The sequence below is a fragment of the Streptomyces anthophorae genome, assembly GCF_049310305.1.
Lineage (GTDB): Bacteria > Actinomycetota > Actinomycetes > Streptomycetales > Streptomycetaceae > Streptomyces.
On record NZ_JBLWQQ010000001.1, the window covers coordinates 5,945,900 to 5,958,392 of the forward strand.

15 protein-coding genes and 1 tRNA gene are annotated in these 12,493 nt (G+C 70.4%); 14 read left to right on the top strand and 2 right to left on the bottom strand.

Going from position 1 to position 12,493, the window contains the following annotated elements:
• The first annotated feature begins 225 nt into the window (after positions 1–225).
• From proB to ACNYS0_RS26960, 5 genes are all read left to right on the top strand, one after another.
• Positions 226–1,380 (top strand): glutamate 5-kinase, encoded by a 1,155-nt coding sequence (proB, locus tag ACNYS0_RS26940; protein ID WP_422477022.1) that lies wholly within the window; start codon positions 226–228, stop codon positions 1,378–1,380.
• Positions 1,381–1,547: 167 nt separating this feature from the next.
• Positions 1,548–2,024, top strand: a complete 477-nt coding sequence (locus ACNYS0_RS26945; RefSeq protein ID WP_422477023.1) for a hypothetical protein — start codon at positions 1,548–1,550, stop codon at positions 2,022–2,024.
• 148 nt (positions 2,025–2,172) lie between these two features.
• On the top strand, positions 2,173–3,462 hold the full coding sequence (locus tag ACNYS0_RS26950; RefSeq protein WP_422477024.1) for a glutamate-5-semialdehyde dehydrogenase: 1,290 nt from the start codon (positions 2,173–2,175) through the stop codon (positions 3,460–3,462).
• Positions 3,463–3,511: 49 nt separating this feature from the next.
• On the top strand, positions 3,512–4,093 hold the full coding sequence (locus tag ACNYS0_RS26955; protein ID WP_422477025.1) for an SCO2584 family spore wall biosynthesis protein: 582 nt from the start codon (positions 3,512–3,514) through the stop codon (positions 4,091–4,093).
• Between the two features lie 89 nt (positions 4,094–4,182).
• Entirely contained in the window at positions 4,183–5,319 is a 1,137-nt protein-coding gene (locus ACNYS0_RS26960) for an SCO2583 family membrane protein (RefSeq protein WP_422477026.1), read from the top strand.
• A 20-nt stretch (positions 5,320–5,339) separates the two neighbouring features.
• Here the strand turns inward: ACNYS0_RS26960 and ACNYS0_RS26965 are convergent, their stop codons facing one another.
• Entirely contained in the window at positions 5,340–6,431 is a 1,092-nt protein-coding gene (locus tag ACNYS0_RS26965) for a M48 family metallopeptidase (RefSeq protein WP_422477027.1), read from the bottom strand.
• 121 nt (positions 6,432–6,552) lie between these two features.
• On the opposite strand from ACNYS0_RS26965, the gene ACNYS0_RS26970 reads away from it, so the two are divergent.
• The 9 genes from ACNYS0_RS26970 (at position 6,553) to ACNYS0_RS27010 (ending at position 11,278) form a co-directional block, all read left to right on the top strand.
• Complete coding sequence (locus ACNYS0_RS26970; RefSeq protein WP_422477028.1) at positions 6,553–6,693, top strand: hypothetical protein; 141 nt, start codon at positions 6,553–6,555, stop codon at positions 6,691–6,693.
• 65 nt (positions 6,694–6,758) lie between these two features.
• Complete coding sequence (locus tag ACNYS0_RS26975) at positions 6,759–6,920, top strand: hypothetical protein (RefSeq protein WP_327663392.1); 162 nt, start codon at positions 6,759–6,761, stop codon at positions 6,918–6,920.
• Between the two features lie 44 nt (positions 6,921–6,964).
• On the top strand, positions 6,965–7,627 hold the full coding sequence (nadD, locus tag ACNYS0_RS26980; RefSeq protein WP_385770655.1) for a nicotinate-nucleotide adenylyltransferase: 663 nt from the start codon (positions 6,965–6,967) through the stop codon (positions 7,625–7,627).
• A 26-nt stretch (positions 7,628–7,653) separates the two neighbouring features.
• Positions 7,654–9,249: an LCP family protein gene (locus ACNYS0_RS26985; RefSeq protein ID WP_422477029.1), complete on the top strand. Its 1,596-nt coding sequence runs from the start codon at positions 7,654–7,656 to the stop codon at positions 9,247–9,249.
• Between the two features lie 91 nt (positions 9,250–9,340).
• Positions 9,341–9,781 (top strand): ribosome silencing factor, encoded by a 441-nt coding sequence (rsfS, locus tag ACNYS0_RS26990; protein WP_385770651.1) that lies wholly within the window; start codon positions 9,341–9,343, stop codon positions 9,779–9,781.
• Positions 9,778–10,425: a histidine phosphatase family protein gene (locus ACNYS0_RS26995; protein WP_422477030.1), complete on the top strand. Its 648-nt coding sequence runs from the start codon at positions 9,778–9,780 to the stop codon at positions 10,423–10,425. Before rsfS ends, ACNYS0_RS26995 begins: the two co-directional genes overlap by 4 nt.
• Positions 10,426–10,542: 117 nt before the next feature.
• Positions 10,543–10,615 (top strand) — tRNA-Ala (locus tag ACNYS0_RS27000).
• Between the two features lie 225 nt (positions 10,616–10,840).
• A complete protein-coding gene (locus ACNYS0_RS27005) occupies positions 10,841–11,035 on the top strand; it encodes a hypothetical protein (protein ID WP_422477031.1) in 195 nt (64 codons plus the stop codon).
• A gap of 9 nt (positions 11,036–11,044) precedes the next feature.
• Complete coding sequence (locus tag ACNYS0_RS27010; RefSeq protein WP_266719727.1) at positions 11,045–11,278, top strand: hypothetical protein; 234 nt, start codon at positions 11,045–11,047, stop codon at positions 11,276–11,278.
• Here ACNYS0_RS27010 and ACNYS0_RS27015 read toward each other — a convergent pair.
• Positions 11,247–12,434 (bottom strand): glycosyltransferase 87 family protein, encoded by a 1,188-nt coding sequence (locus tag ACNYS0_RS27015; RefSeq protein WP_422477032.1) that lies wholly within the window; start codon positions 12,432–12,434, stop codon positions 11,247–11,249. The two genes, ACNYS0_RS27010 and ACNYS0_RS27015, sit on opposite strands and share 32 nt — an antisense overlap.
• Positions 12,435–12,493 lie beyond the last annotated feature (59 nt).

The following is a 12,493-nucleotide window of genomic DNA, read 5'->3' on the forward strand; positions in this document are numbered from 1 at the left end:
GGGGGACCGTGGGGGAGGTCCACCTCGCGGAAATGCTGACCACTGACCGTATGACTTTCTGTGGCCCCCTAGCAATCCTCCAGGGCCGTAAGCAGCAGAAACACGGGCAAATGGCGTGAATGTGCGGGGACCAACTCCCTTTCCTGATTACCGGGCGTCCACGGCCCTGTCCGTACCTCGAAACCCAAGAGCGGCCGAAGGGGCAGGTCACGTACATTGCCAGGCATGTCAGGGGCAACAACTGGGGCAGCGTCGGGGACGTCACGGCAGGGCGTGGCGGACGCCCGCCGGATCGTCGTCAAGGTCGGATCGTCGTCACTGACGACGGCGGCGGGGGGCCTGGACGCGGACCGCGTCGACGCGCTCGTCGACGTACTGGCGAAGCAGCGCGGAGGGGGAGCGCGGGAGATCGTGCTCGTCTCGTCCGGTGCCATCGCCGCCGGACTCGCCCCGCTGGGCCTGACGCGCCGTCCCAAGGACCTCGCCCGCCAGCAGGCCGCGGCGAGCGTCGGACAGGGGCTTCTGGTCGCCCGCTACACCGCCTCCTTCGCGCGCTACGGCGTCCGCGTCGGGCAGGTCCTGCTGACCAGCGACGACATGGCCCGCCGCGCCCACCACCGCAACGCGTCGCGCACCCTCGACCAGCTCCTGGCGATGGGCTCCTTCCCGATCGTCAACGAGAACGACACGGTGGCCACGGACGAGATCCGCTTCGGCGACAACGACCGGCTCGCGGCCCTCGTCGCCCACCTCGTCCACGCCGACCTCCTCGTCCTCCTCTCCGACGTCGACGGCCTCTACGACGGCGACCCCAGCAAGCCCGGCAGCTCCCGCATCGCCGAGGTGCGCGGCCCCGGCGACATAGCGCACGTCAAGATCGGCTCCGCCGGGAAGGCGGGCGTCGGCACCGGCGGCATGGTCACCAAGGTCGAGGCCGCCTCGATCGCGGCGGCCGCCGGCATCCCGGTGGTGCTGACGAGTGCCACGCACGCCGCGGACGCCCTCGCCGCCCGCGACACCGGCACGTACTTCCACAGCACGGGCCGCCGCAGCGCCGACCGCCTGCTGTGGCTCCAGCACGCCTCGACGCCGCAGGGCGCGATCACCCTCGACGACGGCGCCGTCCGGGCCGTGGTCGAGCGGCGCAAGTCACTGCTGCCCGCGGGGATCGCGGCCGTGGAGGGCGAGTTCGGCGCGGGCGACCCGGTCGAGCTGCGCGACGAGCAGGGGCGCGCCGTAGCCCGCGGGCTCGTCAACTTCGACGCCAAGGAGATCCCGCAGTTGATCGGCCGCTCCACGCGCGAGCTGGCCCGCGACCTCGGCCCCGCCTACGAGCGGGAAGTCGTACACAGGGACGACCTGGTCATCCTCCAGGCTTGAAACGCCCCGCGCGCCTTCGAAATCCCCTGTGTGAAAGGCCGAAAGCCTGCCACCCGTGGGGGACCTTCCCCAAAACCGCCCCAAGAAGCTCCGTGTCCTGCTCAACTCTTGAGGCAGGGAATTCATCCGGGGAAGGTCCGCACGACCATTGCGCAGAGGAGGCCGTCGTGAGACGAGCGCGCCCGGGGGCCGCGTCCAAGGGGTCCCGAGGGTCGGCGGAGCGGGCGCTGACGAGCGTGGCCGCGGGAGACGCGTACGACGAGGAGACCGCGGGGGAGGCCACCGAGGGGAGCGCCGAGGAGGGCCCGCGCCTGTGGCACGTCACGCTCAGCGTCTCCGGCGCCGAGGCCCCGCTCGCGGAGGTGCGCCGCGGCCTCGAACAGCTCGCGCACGACCATCCCTTCCTGCTGACGAGCCGCTACGCGGTGGACCACGCCGAGATCCGCTACTGGGAAGAGGCCCGCGACCTGCACGACGCGGCCGCGGTGGCGCTGCGCCTGTGGGGCGAACACCGCCGCACGTCCCAGCTCCCGCCCTGGGAGATCGTCGGCCTGGAGGTCATCGACCGCCAGACCTACCACCAGCGCATCGCCGAGGGCTACGGTCCACTGCCCGCGACTCCGGTGGGCGTCCACCCCTTCTAGGCAAGGGGCGCGGGGAACTGCGCGCAGAAGCACTGTGGCGTTCACGAGGCGGAAACCTCCACCCCTGTGGCCCAGGCCGTTTTGAGCCATGTCTCACCTCCCGAAACACACGGTGGACCGCCCCCACGCCCCCGATATCCTGCGGAGCATGACGTCGCTGCCGCTGAACCCGTACGACTCGATGACCCCGGTCACCCAGACCGCGTACCGCGCACGGTCCGCGGCCCATGACCTCGCCGCCCTGCCGCGCGCCGAGAAGGACGACGCCCTCGGTGCCATCGCCGACGCCCTCGAAGTGCGTACCGCCGAGATCGTCGAGGCCAACGCCAAGGACATCGCCAAGGCCCGCGAGGCCGGCACCCCCGAGGCGATCATCGACCGGCTCACGCTCACCCCGGAGCGCGTCCGCGCCATCGCCTCCGACGTGCGCGACGTCATCGCCCTGCCCGACCCGGTCGGCACGGTCGTGCGCGGCAACACCCTCCCGAACGGCATCGACCTGCGCCAGGTCCGCGTCCCGCTCGGCGTCGTCGGCATCATCTACGAGGCCCGCCCGAACGTCACGGTCGACGCCGCCGCCCTCTGCCTCAAGTCGGGCAACGCGGTGCTCCTGCGCGGCAGTTCCTCGGCGTACGAGTCGAACACCGCGCTCGTCCGCGTGCTGCGCGACGCCGTCGGCGGCGCGGGCCTGCCCGCCGACGCGATCCAGCTCGTCCCCGGCGAGAGCCGCGACTCCGTGACCGAGCTGATGCGCGCCCGCGGCCTGGTCGACGTGCTGATCCCGCGCGGCGGCGCCTCGCTCATCAAGAACGTCGTGGAGAACTCCACCGTCCCCGTCATCGAGACCGGCACCGGCAACTGCCACGTCTACGTGGACGCCGACGCCGACCTCGACATGGCGGTCGACATCCTCGTCAACTCCAAGGCGCACCGCGTCTCCGTGTGCAACGCCGCCGAGACGCTCCTCGTCCACAAGGACATCGCCGACGCGTTCGTGCCGCGCGCCCTCGACGCGCTCGCCGACGCGGGCGTCACCGTGCACGGGGACCGGCGGATCCTCGGGTACGCCCCGCAGTCCAAGGCGGAGGTCGTCGAGGCGACCCACGACGACTGGGAGACCGAGTACCTCTCGTACGACATCGCGGCCGCGGTCGTCGACGACATGGACCGGGCGATCGAGCACATCCGCCTGTGGTCCTCCGGGCACACCGAGGCCATCGTCACGACCTCGCAGCAGGCGGCCCGCCGGTTCACGCAGCTCGTCGACTCCACGACCGTCGCCGTCAACGCCTCGACGCGGTTCACCGACGGCGGCCAGTTCGGTTTCGGCGCCGAGATCGGCATCTCCACGCAGAAGCTGCACGCCCGCGGCCCCATGGGCCTGCCCGAGCTGACGAGCACGAAGTACATCGTCACGGGCGACGGCCACACGCGATGAATTCCCTTACCGTCTGCCCAAATTGACCCCTTCGGTCTAGGCTGGACGCGTGCCGGAGGACGTGGGGGGCTCGCCGTTCCCGGACGGCTGGGAGCCCGACGACGACCACGACCGCGGGGGCTGGGACGAAGAGTTCGCCTCCGTGGTCTTCGACGAGGACTTCGTGAAGGCTGCGGAAGTCCATGAGCCCACCGCGGTCGAGCGGCTGCTCGCCGCTGCGCAGGCGCGCGCCGAGGCCCAGGAGGCCGAGGCCCGCAGGGCCCGCATCCGGCCGGCGCCCGACGACGAGTTCTACGACGAGGCGGACGGCTACGGCCGCACCGAGGACAGCGAATTCGGCTGCTACGGGGACGAGTCGGACGAACTGTACGAGGAGGAGCTCGACCGGGAGAGCCGCCCCGCGGGCGGTGTCCGCTGGCGCAGGCCCGTCGCCTGGGCGCTCGCCCTGCTGATGGGCATCGGCATGGTCGCCCTCGCCTTCACGGCCGTCTACCGGGGCGCGTCCTCGGGCAGCCAGGACGAGGTCCCGCCGCCCGCGACGACCGAACTGGAGAAGAACCTTCCGGGCTCTCCCTCCGCCTCCGCGGACTACTCCCAGCCCGCGGTGTCGGCGGTCCCGCGGACCCCGTGAGGGGGCGCTCGGGGCGCTCGCGCGGGGGCCTGGGAAGTTGACGCGCACCAGGGCGTTTACCTGGCGTCGCGGAGACCTACCCTGAAGGTATGAGCGGGCCAGGAGACCCACCGGAGGGGACGCCGGACAGCGGTCCCGGTAGTGGCGGCAGCGAGGAAGAGTACCGATCCGTCGTGTTCGACGAATCGTTCGTCAAGGCTGCCCGGCTCCAGGAGTTCTCCGCCCAGGAGCGCATCGCCGACCACTCGCCTGCCGTGCGCCGCCTGCCCGTGCTGCGCCGCGGCCTCACCCGGCAGGCCGTCATCCTCGTCGTCCTGATCGTGATCGCCTTCGGCACCGCGGTCTACATGGGCGTACGAAGCCCGTACCGGACGACGCCGATGGCCCGGAACACCGAACCGCTGCGGATGACCGTCATACCCCTCGCGCCGACCGGCCGCGTCCCCGGCGCCGACTCCGTGAACAAGCTGTACGAGCACAGCCCCGCCGCCCGGTTCAAGCGCGCCGCCCGCGCCATCGACCTCCCGCAGGACCCCAAGGCCACCGCGCACTTCTCCGACAGCCAGGTCGTCACCGCGCTGACCACGGCCAAGGACTACCTCGTCGATTCCTCGCTCGACCCCGACGTGCTGACGCGCGGCGCCGTGCGCCCGGTGCGGATGCTGATCGACCCGCAGCAGCTCCCGCAGTTCGACCAGAGCGTCAACAGGCCGGTCACCGACGGGCGGCACGCGGCCACCGGCTGGCTCGTCCGCTTCGACCCCTCGCAGACCGCCCTCGCCGACTCCCGCATCCGGGTCCGCGGCGCACTCCACGTGGCGGAGACCGACGCGAACACCCTCGAAGTGACCTCCGACCACACCTTCGTCTACGCGCTGCGCCCCGTGGAGAAGACCGAGAAGACCGAGAAGACCGGCAAGGCCGACAAGAACGCGAAGGCGGCCGACGGCGACAAGAAGCCCCAGGCGTCCCTGTTCACCGTCCGCCGCTCCATGCACTTCCGCTTCGACCGCCAGGACCTGCGCAACCACCAGACCGAACTGCTGGTGTCCTACGTCCAGGCCGGCCCGCTCGCCTGCTCCTCCGACTCCGCCGGGTACCTGCATCCGCTGCTCGCGGGCCAGAGCGCGAAGAAGGGCGGCCCGGCCGGCACCGACCCGTACGCGACGGACAGTGCGACCGCGCTGTGCGGCGCGCTCGCACCGGACGCCCAGCCGAAGGTGTAGCCGCTCAGTTCTCGCGGCCGTCAGTTCTCGCGGTCGTCGTCCGCGGTGCCGTGGTTCCCGGTGTTGCCCCCGCCGTTGCCGCCGAAGTTCCCGAAGCCGCGCCGCACCCGGCCGCCCAGGTCGCCCGCACCGCCCGCGATGTCGCTGACCAGCTTCATCAGCGGGTCCTTCGAGGTCTTCACTGAGTCCGTGTAGTGCGAGGCCGACTCGCGCCACGAGTCCGACACCGAGGTGTCCTTGTCCTCGCTGCGGCGCGGGTAGTGACCGTCCATCAGGCGCTGGTAGTCGCGGCTCGCCGCCCACTTCTTCAGCTCGGCGGCGCGCACCGTGGTGAACGGGTGTGAGCGCGGCATCACGTTCAGGATCTTCAGCACGGAGTCGCGCAGGTCGCCCCCGGCCTCGTACTCCTCGGCCTGCTTGAGGAACGCGTCCACGTTCATCTCGTGCAGGTGGTTGCCGCCGGCGATCTTCATCAGGCCGCGCATGGAGGCCTGGAGATCCTGGCCGACCAGCAACCCGGCGCGGTCCGCGGAGAGTTCGGACTTGCGGAACCACTCGCGAAGCGCCGTCACGATCGCCATGATCGCGAGGTTGCCGAGCGGGATCCATGCGACGCGCAGCGCCAGCGACGTCAGGAACAGCAGGATCGTCCGGTACACCGAGTGGCCGGACAGCGCGTGGCCCACCTCGTGGCCGACGACGGCCCGCATCTCCTCCTCGTCGAGGAGCTCCACGAGTCCCGTGGTGACGACGATGATCGGCTCGTCGAGGCCGATGCACATCGCGTTCGGCTGCGGGTCCTGATTGACGTACATCGGGGGGACCTTCTCCAGGTCCAGGATGTAACAGGCGTCCCGCAGCATGGTGTTGAGGTGCGTGAACTGCTCGTCGGACACCCGCACCGAGTCCGACAGGAACAGCAGGCGCAGACTGCGCTCCGGCAGCAGTCCGCTCAGCGCCTTGAAGACCGTGTCGAACCCGCTGAGCTTGCGCAGCGCGACCAGCGCCGAGCGGTCCGCGGGGTGCTCGTACGCCCGCGAGGAGATCCCCGGGAAGCGCCTGCGCTGCCTGCTGGGTACGTTCTCGTGCTGCTCGTTCGGTTCGTCGGGCATCCGACTTCCCCCATGTTCCGTGTGTGCGGCGAGTCTCGCCGTTTCCGGTGTGCCCCCAAGGTGGAGTCCACACTAGGCGGATATACCGTGACGGGGCAGCACACCGAAGGAGCGAACCGTCATGAACCACATCGATCACGTCATCAGCGCGGCCGGGGACCAGGGGGCGGGAAACCTGTTGCGCGGCGTGCTGATCGTGGGCGTTCTGGGCGCCGTCTTCCTCGCCTGGTTCCTGTTGCGGGGCTACAAGAGCGACGACTGACCCCACCGCTTACGATGGGTCAGAAGTCTTTATCCCGATCCCACACCGGATAGGTCCTGCTGAAGATGAGCCTCCACAGCACCGCTGCCCAGCTCGCCACTCTCGCTGCCGAGGGCGAGAACGGCGGCAACCACGAAAGCCTCAGCCCCCTCGTGACGGGCGGTGCGGCCTTCATCATCCTGATCCTGCTGCTGTGGATCACCACCCGGTTCAACCGCGACCGCTGAGCCCGGACGGGACCACTGGGAACGGGCCAGTAGGCTCTGCACGCATGGGAGCGCAGGACATGCCTACCGGCCCGGTCAACAACCCGGCCGGCGGCCCGGATCACGAGTGGGCCTCACCGGCCAAGCGACGCCTCGGCGTCATGGGCGGGACGTTCGACCCGATCCACCACGGACACCTGGTGGCGGCCAGTGAGGTCGCCGCGCAGTTCGACCTCGACGAGGTGGTGTTCGTGCCGACCGGGCAGCCCTGGCAGAAGAGCGACAAGCGGGTCTCGCCGGCCGAGGACCGCTATCTGATGACGGTCATCGCGACCGCCGAGAACCCGCAGTTCTCGGTGAGTCGCATCGACATCGACCGCGGCGGCCCGACGTACACGACGGACACCCTGCGGGATCTGCGTCAGCTCAACCCCGAGGCCGACCTCTTCTTCATCACGGGTGCCGACGCTCTCGGCCAGATCCTCACCTGGCGTTACACCGACGAGCTGTTCTCCCTGGCACACTTCATCGGAGTCACCCGGCCGGGCCACACGCTCGCCGACCCGGGCCTGCCGGAGGGCGGCGTCTCGTTCGTCGAGGTTCCCGCCCTCGCCATCTCGTCCACGGACTGCCGCGACAGGGTCGCCAAGGGCGACCCCATCTGGTACATGGTGCCGGACGGTGTGGTGCGCTACATCGACAAGCGCCAGCTGTACCGAGGCGACTGAACCCTGCACCGCCGAGAGGGGCATCGGTGAACGACCGATACGACGGTTACGACCAGCAGAATTACGAGCTGGTCGGATATGACGAGTCCGGCCGGCCGGTCTACCGGCCGGTCCAGCAGGCGCCGTCGTACGAGCAGAACTCCGCGTACGGATACGGTTACGACCCGTACGCGGGCGGGCAGCAGCAGCCGACCGGACAGCAGCCCCAGCACCCTCAGCAGGCCCCTTCGTACGACCCCTACGGCGGAGCGCCGCAGCAGGCCCCGCAGTCGTACCAGGCCCAGCAGCCGCAGCAGGCCCAGCAGGCGACGGCGTACATCCCGCAGCAGGGCCCGCCGCCCGCGCCGCCGCAGGCCGAGCGCGACTACCGCACCGAGCAGTTCGAGTTCGTCGAGGAGCCGGACGAGGACTCCGAAGACGTCATCGACTGGCTGAAGTTCACCGAGTCGCGCACCGAGCGGCGCGAGGAGGCCCGGCGCCGCGGCCGCAACCGGGGCATCGCCCTCGTCGTCGTCCTCGCCCTGTGCCTGGTCGGCGGCGCCGGCTATCTCTGGTCCCAGGACAAGCTGCCGTTCCTGTCGAAGGACGCGGCGAAGACGGGCGCGGCCGCCGCGACCGGTCCGCAGAACCGTGACGTCATCGTGCTCCACCTGCACAACACCAAGGGCGGGGGCACGTCCACGGCGCTGCTCGTGAACAACACGACCACGAAGCAGGCCACCACCGTCCTGCTGCCGAACTCCCTCGCCCTGTCGGACGAGGACGGCACCAGCACCACGCTCGCCAAGTCCGTCGACGAGGACGGCTCCTCCGGCACGAGCGACGGCCTCGACACCCTGCTCGGCACCGACATCCAGGGCACCTGGCGGCTCGACACCCCGTACCTCAACAACCTCGTCGAACTCGTCGGGAACATCGAGGTCACCACCGACGCGACCGTGCCCGACCCCGAGAAGAAGGGCACCGTCCTCGTCCACAAGGGGGCGGACCAGACCCTCAGCGGCCCGGCGGCCGTGGCGTACGCGACGTACCGCGCCAAGGGCGAGCCGCAGACGGCCCAGCTGGAACGGTTCGGCCAGGTCATGCAGGGCGTGCTGCGCAAGCTGTCGTCCGACCCGCAGGCCGCGACGACCACGGTGCAGACGCTCGCCCAGATCCTCGACCCGTCGCTGAACGAGAAGGACCTCGGCGCCTTCCTCGCCAAGATGGCCGACCGGGCCAAGGAGGGCGACTACAAGAGCGAGGTGCTGCCGGTGCAGAGCGGCGGCGCCATCTCCCGGGCCACCGCGGACTCCGTGGTCGAGAACGTGCTGGGCGGCACCGTGAAGTCCCCCTCCAGCGGAGACTCGCCGCGCGTCGGCATCGAGAACGCCACCGGCGACAAGGCCCGCACCGAGAAGGCCCGGGTCGCGCTGGTCAACGGCGGCTACACGTTCGTGTCCGGTGGAACCGGAACGGCGATCGCGAGCTCCCGGGTCACGTACGCGGACGCCGCGCACAAGAAGGACGCCGTGGAGGTCGCCAAGACCCTGGGCCTGCCGACGTCGTCCGTGACGAAGGGCAAGGCGGCGAGGAACGCGGACGTGTCCGTGGTGCTCGGTCAGGACTACACCGGCCGGTGACCGTGAGGCGTGTCGGCGGGCCGTGAGACCCTTGGGGTACTGCCCTGAGGGATCTCTCGGGGGATTCAGACCGCCGACGGAAAGCCTTGTAGTGACCGCCACTGACCGTTCCATCGAGCTCATCAACGTCGCCGCACAGGCGGCAGCGGACAAGCTCGCGCACGACATCATCGCCTACGACGTCAGCGATGTGCTGTCCATCACGGACGCCTTCCTGCTGGCCTCGGCGCCCAACGACCGCCAGGTCAAGTCGATCGTCGACGAGATCGAGGAGAAGCTGAACAAGGAGCTCGGCGCCAAGCCGGTGCGCCGTGAGGGCGACCGCGACGCCCGCTGGATCCTGCTCGACTACGTCGACATCGTCGTCCACGTCCAGCACAGCGAGGAGCGCGTCTTCTACGCCCTGGAGCGGCTGTGGAAGGACTGCCCCGAGATCGACCTTCCCGAGGACGCCAAGGCCACCCGCGGCAAGGGCGAGGAGCACGCCAAGGAGCGCGAGGCCGCGGACGCCGAGGCGGAGGAGGTGCTGTGACCAGCACCTCCCGCGGGCGGCGCGTCGTCCTGTGGCGGCACGGCCAGACCGCCTGGAACCTGGAGCGCCGCTTCCAGGGCACCACGGACATCGGGCTCACCGAGACCGGTGTCGCCCAGGCCCGGCGTGCCGCCCGGCTGCTCGCCTCCCTGAAGCCGGACGCGATCGTCGCGTCCGACCTCCAGCGCGCGGCGGCCACCGCCGCCGAACTGACGGCGCTCACCGGCCTCGACGCCACGTACGACGAGAACCTGCGCGAGACCTACGCGGGTGAGTGGCAGGGCCTCACGCACGAGGAGATCATCGGCCGCTTCGGCGAGCAGTACGCGGCGTGGAAGCGCGGCGAGCCCGTGCGGCGCGGCGGCGGCGAGCTGGAGACCGAGGTCGCCGACCGGGCCGCGCCCGTCGTGCTGCGGCACGCGGACAAGCTGCCCGAGAACGGTCTGCTCGTCGTGGTCAGCCACGGCGGCACCATCCGCACCACCATCGGCCGGCTGCTCGGCCTGGAGGCCCACCACTGGGAAGGCCTCGGCGGACTGTCGAACTGCTGCTGGTCCGTCCTCGGCGAGGGCGCCCGCGGCTGGCGACTGCTCGAGCACAACGCGGGCACGCTGCCGGAACCGGTCCTCGGCGACGACGACTAGGTCGCCGGGACCGGCCCCTGGGGCCGCAGGGGCCGGATTTCACTTTCCGGCAGGTCGCAGGCTAAAGTTCTTCTTGTTCGGCCCGCCGGGGGAAAGACCGGAGGGGGAAGAACGCGAGGGGCTATAGCTCAGTTGGTAGAGCGCCTGCATGGCATGCAGGAGGTCAGGAGTTCGATTCTCCTTAGCTCCACAGGAAACAAAGATCCCGTCCCGTCAGGGGCGGGATTTTTCGTTGCCGATTTTGCGGCAGGTTTGAGGCACCGGCGGCGCCCGGGGCGTATACCTCGGTGAACGTCGTGTCCGGACTGGTACGCGGGCGTCGCTGACCGGGTCGCTTCCGCCGTGGCAGAATCGGACGGCCGGAACGGGGCTGTGTCCGACCGACGAAGGCGGCCCGCTGGGGAGGGAGTGCGCGATGCCCTTGAGCATCAACGAGGAAGCCGATCGCTTCCTCGGCATGGCAGTGATATCCGCCGAGCCCCCGGCCGCTTCAACAGAAGCCCCGTCCCTCAACTGTCCGTCCTGCGGCTCCTTCCACGTCGCCCAGATGCTCGGCGACAACGGCGGGATCTCGTACGTGTGCACGGCCTGCGGCCACAGCTGGAGCTGAGCGGAACACATGGGTGCACACAGGAGGAAGTGCGACTGGTGCGGCAGCGGCACGCCCATCGTGCGGGACATGGAGCCGCTGAACCCCGACTACCAGTACTGGTGCGAGGAATGCGCGCGGGCGCTGATCATAAAAGGCGACCCGATCGAGACGTATCGGGAGTTGGAGGGCGAGCCGATCTACGGCCGGCTCCTGGACGAGCACTGCACGCTCAAGCGGTTCTACTCGTTCGCCAGAGCCTGACCGCGGAGTACGCCAGGAAGGCGCAGCCCACTCCTACGTAGAGCGCCGAAAGCATCGATTCCCCTGCGTTCTGGTGGAGTTCGGGCCTGCCGTGGGTGTGCGGCACCCACCACAGCGCGTACGTGCTGAACGCCAAGGCCAGCGCGAGCGCGGCCTTTTGGCGGCCCGACTCCCACACGAGCAGCACCAACGGCACGCACCAGACCCAGTGGTGGGACCACGAGACCGGGCTGATCAGGAGCGCCGTCGTCGCGCACGCCAGCGCCGCCTGGGCCCGCCGCCCGCGCAGTGCCGAAGCGACCGCGACCGTGAGCCCGACGAGGGCCGTGAGGGCGGCGGCAAGGGCCCACCACACCCCGGGGTCCCCGGTGTGCAGCAGTCGGGCCAGTACGCCGCGCAGCGACTGGTTGCCGGTCTCCTCGGCGTGCCCCGGTCGGTCCGACTCGAAGACCATCCGCGTCCAGAAGTGCCGGGAGTCGCGCGGCAGGACGAGGGCCGTCAGCACGGTCACGCCGACGAACGAGCCCACCGCCACGCACGCCCCGCGCACCCATGGCCGCCAGGCCCCGCCCCGCGCCAACTGCGCGAGCCCGGTGCACAACAGGAAGACGGCGAACAGCGCGGGCGTCAGCTTGATCGCCGCCGCGACGCCGATCCCCACGCCCGCCCAGCGGTGCCCGGGCCGGCGCGTCAGGTCCCACAGGACGAGCACGGCGAGCAGCAGATTGACCTGCCCGTAGCGCAGCGTCGTCCACACCGGCTCGCACCACACGGCGACGGCCGCCACCCACAGGGCGTGCTCCACGCGCGCGTGGCGCCGCACAAGGCGCAGCGAGAGGTGGACGAGGCCGAAGAGGAGGGCGAGGTTCAGCGCGGTCGCGGCGACCTTCATGGTCACGACGTCCAGGAACGTCAGCGGCAGGAACAGCAGCGCGGCGAACGGCGGGTAGGTGGTCGGCAGGTCGGCGTAGGTCGCGCGCAGTGCGTACAGGTCGCCGCCCGTGCGGACCGTCCAGCCCTCGGCCCGGTAGACCATCAGATCGATCATCGAGACGTCGGCCACGCGCTGGGCGATCACGAAGGCCGCGAACGAGAGCAGGCAGGCTCCCAGCGCTGTCGGTGCGTGGCGGGTGCGGGGCAGGGCGAGCACAGTCACACGAGGGAACACTAGTAGTCGTCAACGGCGACTTTTCCATACAGAAGGGGGCGGAAGGG

Excerpts from the sequence above, each read along its gene's own strand:
- proB (WP_422477022.1), top strand. The coding sequence starts at position 226 with ATGTCAGGGGCAACAACTGGGGCAGCGTCGGGGACGTCACGGCAGGGC.
- ACNYS0_RS26950 (WP_422477024.1), top strand. The coding sequence starts at position 2,173 with ATGACGTCGCTGCCGCTGAACCCGTACGACTCGATGACCCCGGTCACC.
- ACNYS0_RS26960 (WP_422477026.1), top strand. The coding sequence starts at position 4,183 with ATGAGCGGGCCAGGAGACCCACCGGAGGGGACGCCGGACAGCGGTCCC.
- ACNYS0_RS26965 (WP_422477027.1), bottom strand. The coding sequence starts at position 6,431 with ATGCCCGACGAACCGAACGAGCAGCACGAGAACGTACCCAGCAGGCAG.
- ACNYS0_RS26970 (WP_422477028.1), top strand. The coding sequence starts at position 6,553 with ATGAACCACATCGATCACGTCATCAGCGCGGCCGGGGACCAGGGGGCG.
- ACNYS0_RS26975 (WP_327663392.1), top strand. The coding sequence starts at position 6,759 with ATGAGCCTCCACAGCACCGCTGCCCAGCTCGCCACTCTCGCTGCCGAG.
- nadD (WP_385770655.1), top strand. The coding sequence starts at position 6,965 with ATGGGAGCGCAGGACATGCCTACCGGCCCGGTCAACAACCCGGCCGGC.
- ACNYS0_RS27005 (WP_422477031.1), top strand. The coding sequence starts at position 10,841 with ATGCCCTTGAGCATCAACGAGGAAGCCGATCGCTTCCTCGGCATGGCA.
- ACNYS0_RS27010 (WP_266719727.1), top strand. The coding sequence starts at position 11,045 with ATGGGTGCACACAGGAGGAAGTGCGACTGGTGCGGCAGCGGCACGCCC.